Here is a 22016-nt window from a genome sequence, read left to right on the forward strand (position 1 = left end):
CCGGGGCCTTCGATCCGCACACAGACGAGGCTCCTTTCACGAAAGGTGGAACAATGAACAAGTTTAAATCTTTGATCGGTGGCGTCGCTCTGTCCGTTGCACTGGCAACATCCGCTCTGGCCGCTGGAGTGGACATCAACGCAAGCTCGACCGGTCTGGCCATGCAGGGTTATGACCCGGTTGCCTATTTCACCGTCGGTGAAGCGACCAAAGGCGACTATCGCATCACCGCGCTGCACGACGATGCGCTGTACCGTTTCTCGTCCGAGGAAAACAAAGCCGCCTTCGAAGCCAACCCGGAAGCTTACCTGCCTGCCTACGGCGGCTATTGTGCCTTTGGTACAGCCATGGGCTTCAAGTTCGACGGTGACCCGAACCACTGGAAAATCGTCGACAACAAACTGTACCTGAACTTGTCGGAAGACATCCAGGAACGCTGGGAAGGCGACATCCCGGGCTTTATCGAAAGCGCAAGTGCAAACTGGGAAAACATCGCGGACAAGACCCCTGCTGAATTGCAAAAGCAATAATCCGCCTAAATCTTCAGATGTGTCGGCGGCGGAATGTTCCGCCGCCGCATATCGTTTGAAGACCTCTCATCTCTACCTATCTCATCCGTATCAGAAGTGCCCGATTTCAAAGGCCCCCGGCGTGTCTTTTCACGTTTCAGAGGTGAAATTCGGGCAGGGGTTCGTAGGTATCACTGATCCGATGACGTTCGCGGATCGTAATCGTCTGCATAGGTGAACCGAATTTCACTGGAGCAGAGTGACAATCGAAAGGAAATGAGATGACTTTGAAATTGGCTCTCATCACTACTGTCGCAACCGTGGTCGCGGGATCGGCAATGGCACAATCCTCGGGCAACTGGACCGGGTTTTATGGCGGTCTGCAACTGGGTTATGCCGATGTAGACACCAGCCTGTCCGGTGTCGATGGCGATGGCGTGATCGGTGGTATCATCCTAGGCTACGACTATGATCTGGGCGACTGGGTCGTTGGCGGCGGATTTGACTATGACTGGACTGACGTGGGCCTGTCCGGCGCCGCAACTGTCGAAGATGTCTGGCGGCTGAAAGCGCGCGCCGGCTACAAGGTAAACCCGCAAGGTCTGCTGTACGGCACGGCAGGCTACGCCGAAGCGGGCACCGACACCCTGGGCAGTGATGACGGGTGGTTCATCGGCGCAGGCTATGAACAGATCGTGGCCCCAAATGTCAGCATTGGCGGAGAGCTGCTGTACCACGAATTCAATAACTTCAACGGAAGCAATGTGGATGTCGACGCAACCACATTGCAGGTTCGTGTCTCTTACCGCTTCTGAACGGCACTCAGGATCAAGTTTGACCCGGCCTGACAGGCCGGGTTTCGCGTCAAAGGTCCAGAATCGTACTGCCGGTCGTCTGCCGCGCTTCCAACGCGCGATGTGCGTCGGCCACCTGATCCAGCGCAAAGCGCTGATCGATGTGGATCTTGACCTCTCTGCCCTCGACCTTGCCGAACAAGCGGCGCGCCATTGCCTGACAGACGGAGTGGTCCGCAATATGGGTGAACAAAGTGGGGCGGGTAATCTTGAGCGATCCTTTCTGGCCCAGAACAGCGATATCGAATGGCGGCACCGGCCCTGAGGCGTTGCCGAAGGAAATCATCATTCCCAAGGGTTTCAGGCAGTTCAACGATCCTTCGAACGTGTCCGCCCCCACGGAATCCATGACCACATCCACACCCTTGCCTTTGGTGATCTCGGCCACCCGTTCGGCGAAATTCTCAGAGCGGTAGTTGATGCAATGCGCGGCCCCGTTGAACCGGGCGAGGCTGCATTTCTCGTCGGTTCCCGCCGTGCCAATCAGAGTGATCCCTTCTGACTTCGCCCATTGGCAGGCGATCAGTCCGACCCCACCCGCCGCTGCGTGGAACAGCACCGTATCCCCGCGTTTCAGCGGAGTGGTTCGGTGAAACAGGTATTCAACCGTCAAACCCTTCAACATCATTGCCGCAGCCGCTTCGAAAGAGATGCCATCCGGCAAAGGGCACACCTGTGCCGCAGGCATCACGCGGGCCTCGCAATACGCGCCGGGTGGGGCTGCGGCATACGCGGCCCGTTGACCGGGTTTCAGGTGCGTTACCCCTTCCCCGACGGCCTCGACGACACCCGCCGCTTCCATCCCCAAAGCATGGGGGAGCTCCAGGGGGTACAATCCAGTGCGTTGATAAACATCGATAAAGTTTAGACCGCAGGCATGATGACGGATACGTATTTCACCCGGTCCGGGGTCGCCCAATGGCCTGTCTTCGATCCGCAGAACCTCGGGCCCGCCGAATTCGTGCAATACCACCGTTTTCGCTGTTGTCTGCATCCTGACCTCCTCTTGCCTGACATCAAGCTAACATGACTGCGATGCGGAGCAATCGTCAGATATCAGAGTGTTGATCAGGATTCCGCCAAACTGTGCTATACTGCGATCAGGCGTTGTCGGCTGGTCCGGCCACGGACAACTTAATGCCGGATCCATTCCGCGGCGCAAATCTCGCCAGGAAAGGGGATGAAAATGGCTAAAACAATCGGAAATCCGATCAGTTGGGCAGCCCAGAATCTGGGGGCGGCCAGTGATCATGTCTCGGACAGCGTTTCAAAACTCGGAAGCGCAGATACCACGCATTTGCCGATGGTGCAGACATTGACGATGCAAGATCTGCGCGCCTGTCTGAAGGCGGGGTATCACGACTTTGTCGAAACACGGGCGGATGCCATATTTATTGTGCTGATCTACCCGGTTGCGGGGCTTTTGATGTTCGGCTTTGCCCTGAACGTCAACATGGTGCCACTTCTGGCGCCTCTGATCGCCGGTTTTGCCTTGATCGGTCCAGTCGCAGCTGTGGGGCTGTATGAGATCAGCCGCAAACGAGAACAAGGCAGCACGGTGCATTGGTTGGATGCGTTCGGTGTATTCCGCTCTCCGGCTTTCGGCGCAATTCTGGTTTTGGGTTTTTATCTGGTGATGCTTCTGCTGATCTGGCTGATGGTGGCGCAGAGCATTTACACGCATACAATGGGGCCAGAAGCCCCCGCGTCACTTGGCACTTTTGCCAAGCAGGCCGTCACTACGGTTGCCGGCTGGACCATGATGGTTGTCGGACTCGCCGTTGGGTTCGTGTTCGCTCTTTGCGCTCTGGCGATCAGCGTCGTCAGCTTTCCGTTGCTTCTGGACCGGCAAGTCGGATTGCCGGTGGCGGTCGTGACGTCGTTTCGCGTGTTGCGTCACAACCCCGGCGTCATCTTGACCTGGGGTTTCATCGTGGCGGCCCTTCTGTTTCTGGGTGCCGTGCCGATGCTATTGGGCCTGATCATAGTGATGCCGGTTCTGGGCCATGCCACATGGCACCTGTACCGCCGCGCGGTTGCGTGAACGCGCGGGTCTGCCCCGCGCGCGCAGAGTTCAGCCCGCGACGTGCAGGACGATCTTGCCAATATGGCCCGAGCTTTCCATGCGTGCATGGGCGGCCGCAGCCTCGGCCAGATCAAATTCGCTGTCCATGACAGGCGCAACCTTGCCTGCCTCAAGCAGAGGCCAGACAGCTTCGCGCAGGTCCTGCGCAATCCGGGCCTTGGCCAGATCGCTTTGCGGGCGCAGGGTGCTGCCGGTCAGGGTCAGGCGCTTGACCATCATGAGGGCAAAGTTCAGCTCGACCACCGGGCCTTGCAGGAAGGCGATCTGGACCAGCCGCCCATCCTCGGCCAGAGCTTTGACGTTGCGCGGGATATAGTCGCCTCCGACCATGTCGAGGATCAGGTTTGCCCCGCCTTCGGCTCGCATAACGGCCACAAAATCCTCATCGCGGTAGTTGATCGCCCTTTCCGCACCCAACTTGACGCAAGCCTGACATTTTTCATCCGACCCTGCGGTGGCAAAAACGCGGGCGCCAAAGGCATTGGCCAACTGGATGGCCGTCGTGCCAATCCCGCTTGAGCCGCCATGGACCAGAAATCGTTCACCGGCCTTCAGCCCGCCCCGCGTAAACACGTTGGACCACACAGTGAAAAAGGTCTCGGGCAGGCAGGCCGCCTCTTTCATTCCCATGCCGGCAGGAACCGGCAGGCAATGGGCCGCAGGGGTGGCGACATATTCGGCATAGCCGCCGCCCGGCAGCAACGCGCAGACCTGATCCCCGACGGACAGTCCTTCGACCCCGGCCCCGACCGAGACCACTTCGCCCGAAGCCTCAAGCCCCGGCAGGTCGCTGGCACCGGGCGGCGGATCGTAAGCGCCCGCGCGCTGCAACGCATCCGGGCGGTTCACCCCAGCATAGGCCACTTTCAGAACGACCTGCCCCGCACCCGGTTCGGGAATCGGACGCTCGGTCAGTTTCAAAACATCGGGACCACCCGGTTCGGTGATCTCAACAGCGCGCATCATCTGGGTCATAGGCACCTCCTTTGCCCAATGCCTAGCAGGCATCAGGGCCAAGGCCCAGCACCAAGACGCGCTACTTTCGGGGGTTCAGCATTCCCGGAAGATCGGCCCGCATTTTGACCGGAGCCTTCACCTGACCCGCCAGCCAGTTCGGAACCGCCAGAAACGGTTTCAACACCGGGTTGTCGCGCAACTGCGCCTTGAGCTTTTCAAACTCCATGACATTTGCGATCCGGCGATCCAGAAACTCCCACGTGTTCTGATGATCCGGGCTGTCATCACCCAGCCAGAACAGCAGGGTCGAGGAATAGACACCCGACAAAGTGGCCCGCTTCGTGTACCAGTTCACATCATCCGAGCTGTCGCCCAGCGCATCCCAGATCAGATCGCAGGTCTGCCAAACCGCCTTGGCACCGTCGGCCGCATGGGTTGGCAGGGAAAACAGCGTCATGCCCCGGCGCACCAGTTCTTTGTCCTCGACGGCCTGCAACCGGAACCGAACCGCTGCGGCAATCCTGTCGCGGAATTTCAATTCGCTCAGGTCCTCGGACCTGATGCGGTCCAGCATCGCCTGATCCCCGCGCGCGTGGTAGGCCAGCGCCAGATCCACCGCGCCGCGCGGACAAATCGCGCGTGCCAGACCGTCATCCAGACCACAGTCGGAAATGGAGGCGCGGAAACTGGATTCCGACCACCCATCGAAGGGAACATGTATCAGCATCGCATCCAAAAGCTGCTGTTTTGCATTTTCATATGTGGTCGTCATGGCGGTTCTCCGGTTGTCGGGTCCAGTACTAGACAAGTTAGAGCGGCTTTGCTATACGGCCAACTCCTGCAATTTCCTTGCAACTCTATCTAGAAAGGTGGTGACAACCACATGCAGGTTAGTGTTCGCGACAACAACGTCGATCAGGCGCTTCGTGCCCTGAAGAAAAAGCTGCAGCGCGAAGGCGTGTTCCGTGAAATGAAGCTGAAGCAACATTTCGAGAAACCGTCCGAGAAAAAAGCGCGCGAGAAGGCTGAAGCGATCCGTCGTGCCCGTAAACTGGCACGTAAGAAAGCACAGCGCGAAGGTTTGCTCTAAGACCTTTGGTCTCGTCCAGCTTTGGATGACACTATTTGACGACCCCCGAGGCATCGCCCGGGGGTTTGTCGTTTCGGCGATCGGTTTCAATCCGCCGACTCGTGGTACCGGCTGTGCGACAAGCCGCCATTTCCTCACCAGCAACATTTTGCCCGGCATTTTGCAGCGCAGCGAATCCCGCATCGGTAGCATCGCGTCGCCAAAACTCGCCTGAGGTGAAACACCCTCTACCACCGTCGATATCCCGACCTCTAAGTGAGCCCGTCCGGAAGGGCACAAACACAAACGGAGGCAAAAATGTCGACTGCAAGCACATTCGAACGCGAGATGCTGGAGCTGATCAACCAGGAACGCACATCCCGCGGGCTCAACCCGCTTCAGCTTGAGACGAAGCTGAACGATTCATCCGAAGATCACAGCACCTGGATGCTGGATACAGACACGTTCAGCCACACCGGCTCGGGCGGTTCCAGTGCGACTCAGCGGATGCAAAACGCCGGGTTCGATCTTGAGGGCAACTGGCGGACCGGCGAAAACATCGCATGGCAGTCCGAACGCGGGCAGCCCGGCATCAGCGATGACGTGGCGCAGTTGCACCAGAACCTGATGAACAGCCCGGGCCACCGCGCCAATATTCTGAACCCGGATTTCAAATATATCGGGATCGGGATCGAAACCGGCGATATGCAGGGTTTTGATGCGGTGATGGTCACCCAGAACTTTGCCGCAACCGACGCGGCAGTCATGCTGGACAACGGCAATACGAACACACCGCCCGTTCCGCCAACCACGCCGGACGAAGTTGCCGTTCCGGAAGAGCCGGAGCCCGAAACACCCGATACTGACGTCACCGAGACCGAGGAACCGGAACCCGAAACGCCCGATACCGACGTCACCGAAACCGAAGAGCCGGAGCCCGAAACGCCCGACACCGACGTCACCGAAACCGAGGAACCAGAACCCGAAGCACCCGATACCGACGTCACCGAAACCGAAGAGCCGGAGCCCGAAACGCCCGACACCGACGTCACCGAGACCGAGGAACCAGAACCCGAAGCACCCGATACCGACGTCACCGAAACCGAAGAACCAGAACCCGAAACACCTGACACCGACGTCACCGAAACCGAAGAGCCGGAACCCGAAACACCCGACACCGACGTCACCGAGACCGAGGAACCGGAACCCGAAACGCCGGACGTGGACGTGGTTGACGGGGGTGAGGCCGAGACGTTCTGCTTTGACGTTCAGGCCTTCCTGGATGAAATCGCCAGTTTCCTCGAAAACCTGCAAGCGCAGTTTGACGAGTTCAACTGGGGTGACGATATGAACGGCGACACGGACGTGGCAGACACCGATGATATCGACATGATGCCGACCGCCGACGTCACGCCGGAAACGGAATCCGAGCCTGCGGGCACCGAAACAGCCGACGTCGATGACTGTGACATCACAATGGTCAACTTCTTCCACTTTGACTGCATGATGGATGCAGCCTGATCATTTGACCCTGTGCGAGGCCGGCCGTGTCGGCCTCGCATAATCCGGCTCAGAGCCTGGTTTTGCTTCAATAGATCTTTGGTACGTAAAGCTCATCCGGCAAAACGCGGCGTTCATATTCCGGGTTGTACTTGCGGTCGGGCAGATTGACCTTTTCCTGAGGCACGTCCTCGTAGGGGATTTTTGTCAAAAGATGCTCGATACAGTTTAGCCTTTCGCGTTTTTTGTCATTGCCTTCGACGATGTACCACGGGGCCTCGGGGATATTCGTTCGGAAAAGCATATCCTCTTTGGCCTTTGTGTAGGATTCCCAGCGGATGCGGGATTCAAGATCCATCGGTGACAGCTTCCATTGCTTCATCGGATCGTGAATACGCATGAGGAATCGCAACTGCTGTTCCTCGTCCGTGATCGAGAACCAGTATTTCAGCAGAATGATCCCTGACCGCACCAGCATCCGTTCGAATTCCGGAACGTCCTGAAAGAATTGTTCAACCTGGTCCTCGGACGCAAATCCCATCACCCGCTCGACGCCGGCCCGGTTGTACCAGGAGCGGTCGAACAGAACGATTTCGCCCGCCGCCGGCAGATGCGGTACGTAGCGCTGGAAATACCACTGGCTTTGCTCTCGGCGGCTGGGTGCCGGCAATGCCACCACGCGCGCGACGCGCGGGTTCAGACGCTGGGTGATCCGCTTGATCACGCCCCCTTTACCGGCACTATCACGGCCTTCAAACAGGATACAGACCTTGGCCCCGGTATGCTGTACCCAGTCCTGAACCTTGATCAGTTCGGCTTGCAGGCGCAGCAGGTTGCGGAAGTAAACCTTGCGATCCAACATATCCGGATGCTGTTCCCGATAGATTTTTCGGACTTCCATCGACAGCATCGGCTCACTGAATTCTATCTCGAAATCTTCGTCCAGCGTGTCCTCCAGCTCGGCTTCCAGCCAGTCTTTGGGGGCGCCAGTGTTTTCGTTGTCCAAGGTCAGCTCCTTCTCGGTCTTCGGGTTCGGACCATATCGAGCCCGTGTAACAACCTGATGCCACCAGATAAATTGATGCTAGGGTCACGAGTCCTGCGGCCGTTGTCGTGCCTGCAAATCAGGTCCAGCGCGAGAATATGATCTTTCACCTGAATTTGTACATCTGTCCCGCGGGATACAAGCGTCTGAATTGACGCAATGCGTTGCGCTTGGCCACGGATGCTTGCATTGCCTCGTTTTGGTGCGGCATCACGGTGCGCATGACAAAGACGAGGCGATTGTGACATTCCTTCTTTCCGTGATGCCCATTATCTGGCCCTGGCTTGTTCTTATATCAGCGCAATTGATGGTGCTGACCCGGCGGACAGGCATCGGCTTGTCGTTGCTGGTTTTGTTCATCAGCATTGCCTCGGCGACAGGATTGATGTCACCCATGGCGATCGCTGCGGCGGCCATTGGTCTGGTCGGAGCTTCGTTGCTGCCCCATCTGAAAGGATGGCCTGCTGTCGCCGGACACCTGTTGTTGATCCTGTGGTGTCTGGTGATGGGTGCACATCTGCTGCCGGGATTCGAAAATTTGAAAATTCTGGATCAGGTACAGGCGGGTACGGGAAGCGCCAGTTTCACCCTGCATCTGAACCTGGACAAACCGATGGTCTTCTTTGCCGTTCTTCTGGCCTGGCCCCGGATGCTGCGCGGCAAAACGCAGATCAAACGCACGGCTTTGCTGGCAGGGTTGCTGCTCCTGCCGGGGCTGTTTCTGTTGGGGCTTTCCTTCGGCGCGGTACAGCCGGAATTTACTGTCCCGCCTTGGTGGCTGGTATTTGCCCTGTCCAACCTGTTTCTGACCTGCCTGACGGAAGAAGCCTTCTTTCGTGGCTATCTGCAATCGGCCATCGCCCCGCGCCTGGGGGACGTTGGCAGTGTAATAGCAGCCAGTCTGCTGTTCGGGCTGGCCCATGTCGCCGGGGGTCCGGCGCTGGTGGTTTTTGCTTCCATTCTCGGGCTGGCCTGCGGATTGGGATACTATGCAACCAGACGCCTGTGGGTGCCTGTGATGATGCATTTTGGGTTCAACCTGACCCACCTTTTTCTGTTCACCTATCCCGGACCTTTATGACAATTAGACGGGCAAGGCTGTGGTCTTGAACACGGTACGCAAGGCAAACGAGCTTTGCATTTGCGCCACCCCGGGCAGGCGCGACAGGTATTGCCGATGGATGCGGGCGAAATCTTCGGTGTTTTCCGCCACAACTTTCAGAATGTAATCCGCCGTACCGGCCATCAGATGGCATTCCAGCACATCCGGTATCCGGGCCACCGCCTTTTCAAACGCATCCAGAACCTCTTCGGCCTGACCCTGTAGCGTGATTTCGACAAAGACCGTTGTCGGCACGTTCATCTTCCGCGCATCCAGCAGCGCCACGTAGTTGCGAATGTAGCCTTCAACCTCCAGCCGCTGAACACGCCGGTGGCAAGCCGACGGAGACAAGTTGACCTGTTCAGACAATTCCGAATTCGACATCCTACCGTTTTTTTGCAATGCCGCCAGAATCTTGCGATCAGTCGTATCCAAGCTCATTCATGCAATTCCTTTGCAAGGTTTTTGTATATTACGCGATATTCTTCCAAAGAAAAATATACTGACACGTTTTCTTTCACAGAAATTGCACTGCGAAATGCACATAATTTAAGCAGTTTATGTACGGAGAACCCCATGAAAATCGGTTGCCCCAAGGAAATCAAACCTCAGGAATTCCGCGTCGGGATGACGCCCAATGCTGCTCAGGAAGCAGTCGCACGTGGCCACGAAGTCCTGATCGAATCCGGCGCCGGCATCGGCGCGGGATTTGACAACGACGCCTATGTCGCGGCTGGCGCACGTATCATCGACACTGCTGAAGAGGTGTTTGCTACCGCCGACATGATCGTCAAGGTCAAGGAACCCCAGGCCGTGGAACGCAATATGCTGCGTGAAGGGCAGTTGCTGTTCACCTATCTGCACCTGGCCCCGGACCCGGACCAGACGCATGACCTGCTGGAATCGGGTTGCACCGCAATCGCCTATGAGACTGTGACCGATGCGAACGGCGGCCTGCCCCTGCTGGCACCGATGTCCGAAGTCGCCGGTCGTCTGGCCCCTCAGGTCGGGTCGTGGACACTGCAAAAGGCCAATGGCGGGCGCGGCGTTCTGATGGGTGGCGTACCCGGTGTCGGCCCTGCCAAAGTGGTCGTAATTGGCGGCGGCGTCGTAGGGACCCATGCGGCGAAGATCGCTGCCGGAATGGGCGCGGATGTCACCGTTCTGGATCGCTCCTTGCCGCGGTTGCGCTATCTGGACGACGTCTTTGGCGGAACTTTCAAGAACCAGTATTCGACGGCGGGTGCCACGGCCGAGCTGATCCAGGATGCCGATATGGTCATCGGTGCCGTTCTGATCCCCGGCGCTGCGGCCCCAAAACTTGTCTCGCGCGCCCAGTTGTCGACGATGAAACCCGGTGCCGTACTTGTCGATGTTGCCATCGATCAGGGCGGGTGCTTCGAGACGTCGAAAGCCACCACCCATGCCGACCCGATCTACGATGTCGATGGCATCATGCATTACTGCGTTGCCAACATGCCGGGCGCAGTGGCGCGCACCTCGACCATCGCCCTGGGCAACGCCACGATGCCGTTCATGCTGTCTCTGGCGGACAAAGGCTGGAAACAGGCGTGTCAGGACGATCCGCATCTGCTGGAAGGTCTGAACGTCCACGCTGGCAAGCTGACCTACTATGCGGTCGGCAAGGCCCTTGGTATTGACGTCGTCTCGCCCAACGTAATCGTCAAGTCGTAACCACTCCCGCCCCTGAAATCGCTTTTGAAAAGCGGTTTCCAGCGTTGGGCATAGCGCCACGCCACAGGCGTGGCGCGGTCGGACCCAAAGCGATGGTTTGAACAAAGAAAAGGGCACCGCGCCCTTGCGCGGTACCCGGCCTAACGGGAGGAGGGCATTTTCGAATGCCCGATCGACGGGCGGGAGCCGTCACCCCTGTTTCTGGATTTCCACCGAATGAGGGTAAGGGATCGAAATACCCTTGTCGTCAAAGGCTTCCTTGATCGTTTTCGTCAGCTCGAATTTGACATCCCAATAGTCTGGCGCCGAGCACCACAGCCGTGCCGTCAGATCCACCGAGCTGTCACCCAGGTTCGTAACCCGAACCCAGGGTTCCGGATCGCTGTGAATGCGACTGTCCGCTTTGGCCACATCCAGAATGATCTGCATGGCTTTGTCCGCGCTGTCACCATAGTCGATTCCGAATACCAGATCGACACGACGCGTGTCATGGGCAGAGTAGTTCGTGATGATCGAGCCCCATGCCTGACCGTTCGGAACAATGATCTGCACGTTGTCCGGCGTCACCAGCTCGGTGGTGAACAGGTTCAGGTCCTTTACGGTGCCTGACGTGCCGCCGATATCAACGAATTGACCCAGCTTGTAGGGCCGGAAGACAACCAGCATCACACCGGCCGCCAGATCGCTGAGCGTGCCTTGAAGCGCCAGGCCGATAGCCAAGGACGCGGCACCCAGAATGGCGACGATGCTGGTGGCTTCAATTCCGAAGATGCCCAGAACGGCAACCAGAACCATGGCGAGAATGGCCCATTTGACCAGGCTAGCCGAAAAGTTCCCTAGCGTCGGATCAATATGCGGCGTCGAATTGATCCGGCGGCGAACCATGCCCCCGATTGCACCAGCCACGATCCAGCCCAGGATCAGAACGACAAGCGCCTTGACGGCACTCATGATCAGCGGGGCAAATGCGCCCACCTGTGTTACGACCTCATCCACGCCCATCTCCTTTCAACAGCAAGAAACCCGCGAGGTTTTCGCGGGGGTCACCAGATTGTGAGCCAAGTTTGGCTTCCGGTCTAGGTGCGAGTTGCGTTGGATTTCCCCTTTGTTCACCAGAAAACACGGCCTGACCGGAAATGCACATCGCCAAGGGCTTATATAAATCAGGCGTGGCCCCTAGCTTTTACAGGGACAGCCAAACAGGAGCCCCCAATGCTGGACAACAAACCTCACCCGATCATGGCGCGCTGGCCCGCGCAGTCCCCGGACAAGATTCAACTGTATTCCTATCCGACTCCAAACGGCGTAAAGGCATCGATTATGCTGGAGGAAACCAGCCTGCCCTATGAGCCCCATCTGGTGACGCTATCGGATGCGGATGTCAAAAGCCCCGAGTTTCTGTCGCTGAACCCAAACAACAAAATCCCAGCGATCATCGATCCCAACGGGCCGGACGGCAAGCCACTGGCCCTGTTCGAAAGCGGGGCAATCCTGCTGTATCTGGCCGAGAAATCAGGCAAGTTGCTGGGACAAAGCGCGGCAGACAAGCATCGCATTACACAATGGCTGATGTTCCAAATGGGGGGCGTAGGGCCGATGTTTGGCCAGCTTGGCTTCTTCTACAAATTCGCGGGCAGCGAAATCGAAGATCCCCGACCGCGCGAACGCTATGTCAACGAGGCCAAACGCCTTTTGAACGTGGTCAACACGCAACTGGAAGGGAAAGACTGGATCGCCGGCGATTACTCCATCGCCGATATCGCTCTTGCCCCTTGGTTGAATGCTCTGGACTTCTACGGCGCGAAAGAGGTTGTCGGCTGGGACGGCTACGCCAATGTCGTCGCCTATGTCGACCGTTTCATGCAGCGCCCGGCGGTGCAGCGCGGCAAGGCCATACCCTCACGCGCTTGATCTGTTTCGCGATTGACAGGGTGCCGAAACCGGCACCCGCATTGAAAAACTCAGCCCGGCAGTGCACCCGTCAGCACATACCGCAGGATTTCGACAACCTGCGCGGGCTTTTCCGCCACGGCCAGCGCGGCTGCATCCACTTCTTTCAACGCGTGCTGATGCTCGGGGCCGTGCAGCACGATGATGGATTTGCCCAGCGCTGCGGCATAGCCCGCATCAAAAGCCGCGTTCCACTGTTTGTACTTGTCGCCAAACCGTACAACCACAACGTCAGCATCCGAAATGCCCTTGCGGGTCCGGATCGCGTTGACCATCGCACCCTTGTGGTCATGCCAGTATTTGTTCGGCTCTTCCCCAAGAATGGCAACGCCGCAATCGTCGCTGGCCGCGTGGTCCGTCACCGGGCTGTTGAATGTGATGTCCAACCCCTGCGCGCCGTCGATGATCTGTTCGCGCCAATCGGTGTGGATTTCGCCAGAGAGGTACACGTTCAGCATCTTTCGTCCTCCGTAAACACGAAAAGGGCGCCACCGCCCCTTCATCTTTTCTGAAATACTCCCGCCGGAGGCGGCCCTGCATCAGCCCCGCAGAACACCGCCGGTCGCCTTGGAGACTTTGGCGATGATCTTTTCGGCCACCGCTTCGATGTCCTTTTCCTTCAGCGTCTGCTCTGTCGGCTGCAAACGTACCGTTATGGCCAGCGATTTTTTACCTTCACCCAGGCTGCCACCGATGAATTCGTCAAAGACACGCACATCTTCGATCAGCGCTTTGTCGGCACCTGCCGCCGCGTTCACCAATGTCAGCGCCTCGACGTTTTCATCAACGACAAAGGCAAAGTCACGTTCAACCGCTTGCAAGTCACGCAATTCCAATGCGGCACGTGTGGCACCGGACTTGCGGGGCAAGGGAACCTCGTCGGGCCAGATCGTAAAGGCCATTGCCGGACCCTTGATATCCATCACCTGCAACACGCGCGGGTGCAGCTCACCAAAAACACCCAGCACCTTTTTGGGACCCAGACAGATCTTGCCGTGACGACCCGGATGCCACCAGGCATCGCCGTCGCGCAGAACCTGTACCTTGGCCGGTGCTCCGATCGCCGCAAGAACGGCCTCGGCATCCGCCTTGGCATCAAAGACATCCACCGGGCGCGAGGCCCCGTGCACATCTTTGGGGCCGTTGCGGCCAACCAGCAGGCCGGCGATCTGGGTTTTCTGGTCGCCGGGTTCGCCATCGTGGAAAACAGGGCCAACTTCGAACAGGGCGACGTCGGCATATCCGCGTGCCTGATTGCGCGCCGCGGCCTGCAACAAACCGGGCAGCAGATCCGGGCGCATGTGGCTCATCTCGGACGAGATCGGATTTTCAAGCATGGTCGCGTCATCCCCGCCACCGAACAAAGCAGCCGAAGCCTGATCGATGAACGTATAGGTGACGCATTCGTTGTAACCCAGCGCGGCGCAGGTGCGGCGCGCCATGGACTGGCGGCGCTGAGTCGGTGTCATCACCGGCTTGGGAATACCATCTGTGACACGCGGCAAGGGCTTGCCCTGCAACTTGGTCAACGAGGCGATCCGTGCGACCTCTTCCACCAGATCGGCCTCACCCATGATATCGGGGCGCCAGCTTGGCACGTGGGCCATTTCGCCCTCCAGACGGAAACCCAGACGGGTCAGCGTCTGACGCTGCTCGCTTTCGGGAATGTCCATCCCGACCAGAGACTGCACCCGTTCGGCATCCAGCTTGTACGCACGCGCGTGGTTCGGCGCTTTGCCCGCCTCGACCACTTTGGACGCTTCGCCGCCGCAGATGTCCAGAATCAACTGGGTTGCGTGCTCGAGCCCTTCCAGCGTGTATTCAGGGTCCACGCCGCGTTCGAACCGGTACCGCGCGTCCGAATTGATTTTCAGCGCCCGACCCGTCAGCGCGATCTGCACATGATCCCAGAACGCGCTTTCCAGGAACACATTCACCGTATCCTCGGTGCAGCCGGTTTCCTGACCGCCCATGATGCCTGCGATGGATTCCGGGCCTTTGTCATCTGAAATAACCATCATGCCGGGCTGAAGGGTGTATTCCTTCTCGTCCAGCGCCACCAGGGTTTCACCGCCTTTGGCGCGATGAACGCGAAGGTTGCCCTGCACCTTGTCCGCGTCAAACACATGCAGCGGGCGGTTATGGTCAAAGGTCATATAGTTGGTGATATCCACCAGCGCCGAAATCGGACGCAGCCCGATCGCCTTCAACTGATCCTGCAACCACTGCGGGCTGGGGCCGTTCTTGACGCCCTTGATAAGGCGGCCTGTGAAATGCGGGCAGCCATCCAGCGTATCCTCGTCAATCGATACTTTGATCGGGCTTTCGAAATCACCGGGCACCGGCACGTAGTCGCGCTGTTTCAGAGTGCCGATCCCACGCGCCGCCAGATCACGCGCGATGCCTTCCACGCCCAGCGCATCGGGCCGGTTCGGAGTGATCGCGATCTCGATCACGGGATCGACTTTCGATGGGTCATTCTCGGCAAGCCAATCAACGAACCTGTCACCGACCTCGCCCGAGGGCAATTCGATGATGCCGTCATGTTCGTCCGACAATTCCAGCTCGCGCTCGGACGCCATCATGCCAAAGCTTTCGACGCCGCGGATCTTGCCGACGCTGATCGTCAGGTCCAGACCGGGGATATACATGCCCGGCTTGCAGACGACGACAGTGATCCCTTCGCGGGCGTTGGGCGCGCCGCAGATGATCTGCAACTCGCCTTCATCCGTGTCCACCTTGCAGACACGCAGCTTGTCGGCGTCAGGGTGTTTTTCCGCGTGTTTCACATAGCCCAGCGTAAAGTCCTTGAGCTTGTCAGCCGGATTGATGACCTCCTCGACCTCAAGGCCAAGGTCGGTCAGCGCCTCAGTGATCTCATCAACCGACGCATCGGTGTCGAGGTGGTCTTTCAGCCAGGACAGAGTGAATTTCATTGCTCGGGGCCTTTTTTGGCAAACATCCAGTCGGCACAGGCAATGACAAAGAATGCGCCAAGGTGCAAGCGCTGCAGGTCACGGATAAGTGGGGGTGCGGCCCAAAAGCTCGTCCAATTGCCGCCCGATCCAGCCATGCGGGATGAAATGCCCGCCCGGATGGGTGTCCAGCACCACCTGCCCCTGCGCACAATCGGCCCATTCCACCCGGCTGAGCGTCAGGAACGGTCTCACGCTCCAATCCCCGCGCGGGGTGGCACCGTTGCAGTTGTATTTCTTTCGCCACAGCGCCACCGGGTAGGTGGTATCGCCGCCCGGTCCAAAGGGAAAATCCATCACCGTGTCGTCCAGCCCATGCACATGGCGCACCTCGCGCGGGGCTTCGGGGCAGGCTTCAGTCTGGCGGATGCTGCCTGCAACGGCCAGCAGGGCGGCAATGTCATTGCCTGACTGACAGACATAGCGCCACGCCATCGCGCCTCCGAAGGAATATCCCGAGACATAGATACGGTCCGGATCAACCGGATAGCGCTTGGCGACGTCTTCCAGCACCGCATCGGCAAAGGGCACGTCGCCGGTCTCCGGGGTCCAGAAATCCCAGCTCTTGCCCAGACCGTTCGGGGCCACCAGCAACACGCCCCGCAGCTTCGTCGCGCCTGCGATGCGTTCGTGGTTCACCACAACGGTTCCCTGTCGCGCCCAGCCGTGGAAATGCAGCAACACCGGCAGAGGCGTTACACCGTCCCAGCCATCGGGTTCCAGCACATGGTACGAGCGGTCGCCGACCTCACAGGCCGTATCGCCATGGCAATCCGACTTCCATGGTCCCATGGCGAAAGCGGGGGTTGCGGTCAGCAGAAGAAAAAGCAGTCGATGGATCATGCGCCCGACCCTACCCAGCCTGAGCGCCAAGTCACGTCACAACCCTGTGGGAACCTGTAACAAGCCGCGCTGTCGCCGTCTGTCAGGCTAGATCACAAGCCGCGCCATCGCCAGACCGCGGGATGGCGATCCTTGTTTGGTGGTGGGCAGTTTATGCCGGCCAGGTCCGTGTGACGTTCAAACGGAGAGCTAACGGAGACAAATCGCCAGCCCGTGCGGTCGGTGTCGTCCATTGGGCTCGAACCAATGGCGCCTCAATGAACGACCGATGGCGCGGCGGTCTATCGGCCTTTGCTCCGCGCATCAATTGTTGGAGGTCGTCACTTACTGAGCAGCAAGTCTTGCCGCATAATCTCTCCAATTTCTCGCACTGTATTTTTAAGCTCTACGGCTTCATCTATTGGTTTTCCACTCAATGAATAGAAGTATGAAGCAAAGTCTGTTGCGGCCTTAACGACCACGTCAGATCCGAATAGATTCAGAACCGCCAAGGAGCTGGTCAATTCATCTAGAGCTTCTCTCCCGACTTTATACTTTTGAGACGAGGAATCTAAACTGATAGATCCTGCAAGCTGCGCCGCAGAAATCAGAAACTCATGATAAACACGGCGCTTTTCTGCGTGAAATGCTTCACCGCGATCGGCACGCTTTTGGCTTTTGTAACCAATAACACTTAGGTACGCGGCAAGTGGAGCGGCCAAAAAAGGAGCCGCTAATTGCAAGTAGTCAATTGTCGTTAGTGCAGTTGTCACCGCGATAAACCACCATGCAGGTTCGGCATGTCCAGCGCCGCGAACCCGTAGTGCCGCAGCCAGCGCAGGTCGCTGTCAAAAAACGCCCGCAAATCCGGGATGCCGTATTTCAGCATCGCCAGACGGTCGATCCCAATCCCGAACGCAAAGCCCTGATAGACCTCGGGGTCGATGCCACCGGCGGCGATCACCTTGGGGTGGACCATGCCGGAGCCCAGAATCTCCATCCAGTCGTCGCCCTCGCCGATTTTCAGTTGGCCGTTATCCCAGGAACAGCGAATATCGACCTCGGCCGACGGCTCGGTGAAGGGGAAGTGCGAGGCGCGGAAGCGCAGCTCGACATCGTCGACCTCGAAGAACGCTTTCACGAACTCCTCCAGAACCCATTTCAGGTTCGCCATCGAGATGTCCTTGTCGATGGCCAGCCCTTCGACCTGATGGAACATCGGCGTATGGGTCTGGTCATAGTCGGCGCGATAGACGCCGCCCGGACAGATCACGCGGATCGGCGCGCCCTGTTTCTCCATCGAGCGGATCTGCACCGGCGACGTGTGCGTCCGCAGAACATGCGGCGGGCGATTGTCGCCCTCGGCGCGGTGCATATAGAACGTGTCCATCTCGGCCCGCGCGGGGTGGTGGCCGGGGATGTTCAGCGCGTCGAAATTGTGCCAGTCGGTCTCGATCCGCGGCCCTTCGGCCACCGAGAAGCCCAGTTCGGCAAAGATCGCGGTCAGTTCCTCGGTCGCCTGGCTGATCGGGTGGATCGAGCCCTGACGGCGCGCGCGGGTCGGCAGGGTGACGTCCAGCCATTCGGTGCGCAGACGCTCATCCAGCGCGGCGTCGGCCAAAGCGGCCTTTTTGGCGGACAGGGCCGCGTTGATCTCATCCTTCAGGGCATTCAGCGCTGGGCCTGCCACCTGGCGTTCCTCGGGCGTCATTTTACCCAACTCGCGCATCTTCAGCGCGACCTCGCCTTTTTTGCCCACGGCGGCGACACGGATCGCCTCAAGCGCGTTCTCGTCGCCTGCCTCGGCGATTTGGCCCAGATATTTTGCCTTAAGATCGTCCATGACGCCCTCTGAATTTGGTCGCCAACCTGCTATCGGGCCAGCCCCGCGAATGCAAGCGGGACCGGGCGGATCAATAGCTGTATTCGGGGAAAATCCGGGTCAGATCACCGTTCCAGTCGCCGTTGTAGTGTTCCAACAACTCATCCGCAGGCACTTTCCCGCTTTGGATGCTGTCCTTGAGCGCGTTGAGGAAATGGGTCTCGTCCGGCACCAGGCCGCCGGCACCGGGATAGGCGCGGGCTTTCAGGCCGGCCTCGGAGATCGCCACAACCTCACGCGCCAGATCGTGCATGTTGATGTTGCCGACCTTCGCTTGCAGACCGTCTTTGGCAGCCGCGACACGCAGCGCCTCGCGGGTCTCGGTGTCCCAGCCTTTGACCAGATCCCAGGCCGCGTCCAGGGCCGTCTGATCGTAAGTCAGGCCAACCCAGAAGGCGGGCAAGGCACACAGGCGCCGCCATGGGCCGCCATCGGCCCCGCGCATTTCCATGAATTTCTTGATCCGCGCCTCGGGGAAGGCGGTGGTCAGGTGGTCGGCCCAATCGCTGAGCGTGGGCGTTTCCCCCGGCAGGGCGGGCAGTTCGCCTTTCAGGAAGTCGCGGAAAGACATGCCCAGCGCATTGATATACTGGCCGTCGCGATAGACAAAATACATCGGCACATCGAGCGCATATTGCACATAGCGCTCGAACCCAAAGCCGTCTTCGAACACGAAAGGCAGCATGCCCGTACGCGCATCGTCCAGATGCCGCCATATATAGCTGCGCCAGCTTTTCTGGCCATTTACCTTGCCTTCGAAAAAGGGCGAGTTCGCAAACAACGCCGTTGCCACCGGCTGCAAGGCCAGCGCCACGCGCAGTTTTTGCACCATGTCGGCCTCGGACCCAAAATCGATATTGACCTGAACCGTGCAGGTCCGCCGCATCATGGCGCGGCCCATGGTGCCAACCTTTTCCATATAGTCGTTCATCAGCCGATACCGCCCCTTGGGCATCAACGGCATTTCCTCATGTGTCCAGGTCGGTGCCGCGCCCAGACCGATAAAACCCACGCCGATCTCATCTGCGATGTCCTTTACCTCGCGCAGGTGGGTGTTTACCTCATCGCAGGTTTCGTGGATGGTCTCGAGCGGAGCACCCGACAGCTCCAGCGCGCCGCCCGGCTCCAGGCTGACATTGGCGCCATCCTTTTCCAGACCGATCAGATGACCCGCTTCACGGACTTCGGCCCAACCGTGCCGATCCCGCAAACCTTCCAGCACGGCCACAATCGAACGGGTGCCCTCGAAGGGCAACGGTTTCAGCGTGTCCTTGCAGTAGCCGAATTTCTCATGCTCGGTGCCGATGCGCCAGTCTGCCTTGGGCTTGCAGCCCGACTCCAGATATTCGGCCAATTGCTCGTGGCGTTCGATTGGTCCGCCGCCGGACTGGGGGATGGACATGAGACCCGTGCTCCGATCCTGATGTGTCTGTCTTTTGGCCAGTCGTGGGGGCAAACCGCGCCGGTGTCAATGCAGCCGAAGGTGTGGAGGGCGCGAGGGCGTACGCTCCCAAATCACGACCGGATGGGCCGATCCACCGTTCAGTTCGGCCAGCATATGCTCGGTTTTCAGGCCCGGAAGCGCCGAGAAGACATCGAACAGCGCCTCGGCCCCTTCCGCATTCACAGGAATGTGAAGCACCGCCTGACCCGGTTGTTCCAACACCCAATGCGCCGGCGTCGAGGTCGGATCGAGCGCCAGCCGCTCAATCTCGCGCGTGGCGATGATGCCGCCATCCAGTGGGCCGAAATAGGTGATCTGACCTTCATCGACGGTCACGACACCCTGTCCGCCAGTGCCGGTTCTGAACCGCGCGCGCTGCACCCCGATCACCGCTAGGGTTATTGCGACAGCGACAAGCAGCCAGCCGATCCACCCCAGCAGACCACCGGGCCCGTTGATCCAGCTGAGACCGAGGATCAGGACAAACCCGGCTACCAGTACTTCGCGCCAGCGCCACAGGGCGAGTTTGGCCTCGGGTCGGATGAAACTCATGACAGCACCTTTTGTGGTGTTTGCAACAGGGCGATCCGATACCAGCCGATCTGCTGGAACCCCATCGTCTCATAGGCTCGCGCGGCAGGTGGATTGTTGGCGAACAGGATGGCCGTGTTCGCGCCCTCGGTCCTCGCCTTTTGCAGCACAGCCGTTGTGACCTTGCGCCCGAGTCCACAGTTTCTGTTCTCGCGCGGCACAAATACACCGCCGACCTGAACCTGATCCCGGACTGATGCATTGATGGCGGCCATGGCTACGGGGGCGTCGTCTTCCAGCATGACAATCGCCCTGCCTGATTGAATATCGGTGGTGATCCGATCGGAGGCCATTTCACGCGCCTCGTGCCCTTTGGCCTGGTCGGTATCCTCGAAGTAATCCGCAAACCAACGCGTCAGTAACGGCCGGTCTGCTTCGGACAGGGCGCGAAATGGAATCAGTGCCTCTGGGATTTCGCCCAGATCCAGGCGGTACAGGGGTTCATCATGATGCAGGCGATAACCGGTCTGTCCAAGCCCTAGCGCGTCCAATATCATCTCAACCTGTTGTGCAGCCCCTGTCATGCCCAGTACGGTCTGACCTGCGATCCGGCCCGCAAATGCCTGAGCGGCCTCTGGCGAACAATCGGGCAGTTGCGCCATCAGGTAGCCCTTTTTGGTCAGGCCGAATACGCCTTGGATGCGATCCTGCCCCCAAATGAAGAACCGGGTAGAGTGGTCATCGTCTCCAAATCCAATCCCGTGCGCCAACAGGTTGCTGCGCAGAAACATGGAAGTATCGGGATGTTTGGCCAAAAACGCCTCAATGGCCGGGGCATCAGACGGCGAGGCTTCTTGGATCACGCCCAATCCCCCAGCGTCTGCTGCCACATGGTCAATGCAGCCACCGCTGCCGTGTCGGCCCGCAGGATACGAGGGCCAAGGCTGACCACATGCGCGAATGGCAACCCTGTCAGACGCGCGCGTTCCTGGTCCGAAAACCCGCCTTCCGGGCCGATGAGAATCGCCCAGGGCCGTCCTTTTTCATCGGCGGCCAGTCGCAGGGCCGATCCAACCTCGGCTTCGTTGCAGAACATCAGTTGCCGATCTTCGGGCCATGCATCCAGCAGCCGATCCAACCGCTGCAAATCGGCAACCTCGGGCACGAAGGTTCCGCCGCACTGCTCGGCCGCCTCGACCGCATGGGCCTGCAGGCGGTCCTGACGAATGCGTTCGGAATTGGTGAACTCGGTCTGAACAGGAAGGATACGCGCCGCACCCATTTCGGCGGCTTTTTCCACGATGAAATCGGTGCGGGCCTTTTTTATGGGCGCGAACAGGAACCACAGATCGGGCGGCAACTGCAACGGTTTCGTCTGTTCAATACAGGTCAGCGTCCCGCCGCGTTTTCCCGCCTCGGAGACTTCGGCCAACCACTCTCCGTCCCGCCCGTTGAACAGGGCGACCTGCCCTTTGACCGCAAGGCGCATGACACCAAAGAGGTAGTGCGCCTGGTCGCGCGTCAAAGGAACCGATTGCCCCTGACCCAAGGGCTGCTCTACATACAGTCTGATCTTCGCACTCATGAGACCCTAC

At 59.1% G+C, this 22016-nt stretch carries 24 protein-coding genes; 9 read left to right on the forward strand and 15 right to left on the reverse strand.

Annotated elements, in window-relative coordinates; all coding sequences use genetic code 11:
- Positions 1–53: 53 nt before the first annotated feature.
- Positions 54–530 carry a YHS domain-containing (seleno)protein gene (locus GOW31_RS15530; RefSeq protein WP_171119757.1) on the forward strand — a complete coding sequence of 159 codons (477 nt, stop codon included), beginning with the start codon at positions 54–56 and terminating at the stop codon, positions 528–530.
- A 260-nt stretch (positions 531–790) separates the two neighbouring features.
- Positions 791–1324, forward strand: coding sequence for an outer membrane protein (locus GOW31_RS15535; protein WP_171171245.1), 534 nt, complete (start codon positions 791–793; stop codon positions 1322–1324).
- Positions 1325–1373: 49 nt separating this feature from the next.
- Here GOW31_RS15535 and GOW31_RS15540 read toward each other — a convergent pair whose 3' ends face one another.
- Positions 1374–2357: a quinone oxidoreductase gene (locus GOW31_RS15540; RefSeq protein WP_171171247.1), complete on the reverse strand. Its 984-nt coding sequence runs from the start codon at positions 2355–2357 to the stop codon at positions 1374–1376.
- A gap of 192 nt (positions 2358–2549) precedes the next feature.
- Between GOW31_RS15540 and GOW31_RS15545 the strand changes: the two genes are divergently transcribed.
- Positions 2550–3407, forward strand: a complete 858-nt coding sequence (locus GOW31_RS15545) for a DUF2189 domain-containing protein (protein WP_171171250.1) — start codon at positions 2550–2552, stop codon at positions 3405–3407.
- A gap of 30 nt (positions 3408–3437) precedes the next feature.
- Here the strand turns inward: GOW31_RS15545 and GOW31_RS15550 are convergent, their stop codons facing one another.
- Together GOW31_RS15550 and GOW31_RS15555 are read right to left on the reverse strand one after the other, a co-directional pair.
- A complete protein-coding gene (locus GOW31_RS15550; protein WP_171171251.1) occupies positions 3438–4424 on the reverse strand; it encodes an NAD(P)H-quinone oxidoreductase in 987 nt (328 codons plus the stop codon).
- Positions 4425–4485: 61 nt separating this feature from the next.
- A complete protein-coding gene (locus GOW31_RS15555) occupies positions 4486–5178 on the reverse strand; it encodes a COQ9 family protein (protein ID WP_171171254.1) in 693 nt (230 codons plus the stop codon).
- A 111-nt stretch (positions 5179–5289) separates the two neighbouring features.
- On the opposite strand from GOW31_RS15555, the gene rpsU reads away from it, so the two are divergent.
- The 3 genes from rpsU (at position 5290) to GOW31_RS15570 (ending at position 6996) form a co-directional block, all read left to right on the forward strand.
- Positions 5290–5496: a 30S ribosomal protein S21 gene (gene rpsU, locus GOW31_RS15560; RefSeq protein ID WP_005614280.1), complete on the forward strand. Its 207-nt coding sequence runs from the start codon at positions 5290–5292 to the stop codon at positions 5494–5496.
- A 25-nt stretch (positions 5497–5521) separates the two neighbouring features.
- Entirely contained in the window at positions 5522–5710 is a 189-nt protein-coding gene (locus GOW31_RS15565; RefSeq protein WP_171171256.1) for a hypothetical protein, read from the forward strand.
- An 83-nt stretch (positions 5711–5793) separates the two neighbouring features.
- Positions 5794–6996: a CAP domain-containing protein gene (locus GOW31_RS15570; protein ID WP_254441733.1), complete on the forward strand. Its 1203-nt coding sequence runs from the start codon at positions 5794–5796 to the stop codon at positions 6994–6996.
- A gap of 67 nt (positions 6997–7063) precedes the next feature.
- Here the strand turns inward: GOW31_RS15570 and ppk2 are convergent, their stop codons facing one another.
- Positions 7064–7981, reverse strand: coding sequence for a polyphosphate kinase 2 (gene ppk2, locus GOW31_RS15575; protein WP_371419726.1), 918 nt, complete (start codon positions 7979–7981; stop codon positions 7064–7066).
- A 280-nt stretch (positions 7982–8261) separates the two neighbouring features.
- Here ppk2 and GOW31_RS22280 point away from each other — a divergent pair, with 280 nt between their 5' ends.
- Entirely contained in the window at positions 8262–9101 is an 840-nt protein-coding gene (locus GOW31_RS22280; RefSeq protein WP_171171258.1) for a CPBP family intramembrane glutamic endopeptidase, read from the forward strand.
- A gap of 3 nt (positions 9102–9104) precedes the next feature.
- Here GOW31_RS22280 and GOW31_RS15585 read toward each other — a convergent pair whose 3' ends face one another.
- A complete protein-coding gene (locus tag GOW31_RS15585) occupies positions 9105–9563 on the reverse strand; it encodes an Lrp/AsnC family transcriptional regulator (protein WP_152456756.1) in 459 nt (152 codons plus the stop codon).
- Between the two features lie 135 nt (positions 9564–9698).
- On the opposite strand from GOW31_RS15585, the gene ald reads away from it, so the two are divergent.
- Positions 9699–10817: an alanine dehydrogenase gene (gene ald / locus GOW31_RS15590; RefSeq protein WP_171171260.1), complete on the forward strand. Its 1119-nt coding sequence runs from the start codon at positions 9699–9701 to the stop codon at positions 10815–10817.
- A gap of 189 nt (positions 10818–11006) precedes the next feature.
- Here ald and GOW31_RS15595 read toward each other — a convergent pair whose 3' ends face one another.
- Positions 11007–11768, reverse strand: coding sequence for a mechanosensitive ion channel family protein (locus GOW31_RS15595; protein WP_253283973.1), 762 nt, complete (start codon positions 11766–11768; stop codon positions 11007–11009).
- Positions 11769–12029: 261 nt separating this feature from the next.
- Between GOW31_RS15595 and GOW31_RS15600 the strand changes: the two genes are divergently transcribed.
- A complete protein-coding gene (locus tag GOW31_RS15600; protein ID WP_171171264.1) occupies positions 12030–12728 on the forward strand; it encodes a glutathione S-transferase family protein in 699 nt (232 codons plus the stop codon).
- A gap of 50 nt (positions 12729–12778) precedes the next feature.
- On the opposite strand, the gene GOW31_RS15605 is transcribed toward GOW31_RS15600, so the two are convergent.
- From GOW31_RS15605 to GOW31_RS15645, 9 genes are all read right to left on the reverse strand, one after another.
- Positions 12779–13225, reverse strand: a complete 447-nt coding sequence (locus GOW31_RS15605) for a YtoQ family protein (RefSeq protein WP_171119768.1) — start codon at positions 13223–13225, stop codon at positions 12779–12781.
- Between the two features lie 81 nt (positions 13226–13306).
- The gene (gene pheT, locus GOW31_RS15610) at positions 13307–15703 is read right to left on the reverse strand and encodes a phenylalanine--tRNA ligase subunit beta (protein WP_171171266.1); all 2397 of its coding nucleotides are present in this window, start codon (positions 15701–15703) and stop codon (positions 13307–13309) included.
- Positions 15704–15781: 78 nt separating this feature from the next.
- On the reverse strand, positions 15782–16585 hold the full coding sequence (locus tag GOW31_RS15615; RefSeq protein ID WP_171171269.1) for a PHB depolymerase family esterase: 804 nt from the start codon (positions 16583–16585) through the stop codon (positions 15782–15784).
- A gap of 320 nt (positions 16586–16905) precedes the next feature.
- Entirely contained in the window at positions 16906–17337 is a 432-nt protein-coding gene (locus GOW31_RS15620) for a hypothetical protein (RefSeq protein WP_171171271.1), read from the reverse strand.
- Positions 17334–18407, reverse strand: coding sequence for a phenylalanine--tRNA ligase subunit alpha (gene pheS, locus GOW31_RS15625; RefSeq protein WP_171171273.1), 1074 nt, complete (start codon positions 18405–18407; stop codon positions 17334–17336). The genes GOW31_RS15620 and pheS overlap by 4 nt, the downstream gene beginning before the upstream one ends.
- A gap of 70 nt (positions 18408–18477) precedes the next feature.
- Complete coding sequence (locus GOW31_RS15630; protein WP_171171275.1) at positions 18478–19848, reverse strand: glutamate--cysteine ligase; 1371 nt, start codon at positions 19846–19848, stop codon at positions 18478–18480.
- Positions 19849–19914: 66 nt separating this feature from the next.
- Entirely contained in the window at positions 19915–20442 is a 528-nt protein-coding gene (locus tag GOW31_RS15635) for a hypothetical protein (protein WP_171171278.1), read from the reverse strand.
- Positions 20439–21284: a GNAT family N-acetyltransferase gene (locus tag GOW31_RS22285; protein WP_171171280.1), complete on the reverse strand. Its 846-nt coding sequence runs from the start codon at positions 21282–21284 to the stop codon at positions 20439–20441. The genes GOW31_RS15635 and GOW31_RS22285 overlap by 4 nt, the downstream gene beginning before the upstream one ends.
- Positions 21281–22006: a 16S rRNA (uracil(1498)-N(3))-methyltransferase gene (locus tag GOW31_RS15645; RefSeq protein WP_171171282.1), complete on the reverse strand. Its 726-nt coding sequence runs from the start codon at positions 22004–22006 to the stop codon at positions 21281–21283. Before GOW31_RS15645 ends, GOW31_RS22285 begins: the two co-directional genes overlap by 4 nt.
- Between the last annotated feature and the right edge of the window lie 10 nt (positions 22007–22016).

The organism is Ruegeria sp. HKCCA0370, from assembly GCF_013033705.1.
Lineage (GTDB): Bacteria > Pseudomonadota > Alphaproteobacteria > Rhodobacterales > Rhodobacteraceae > Ruegeria.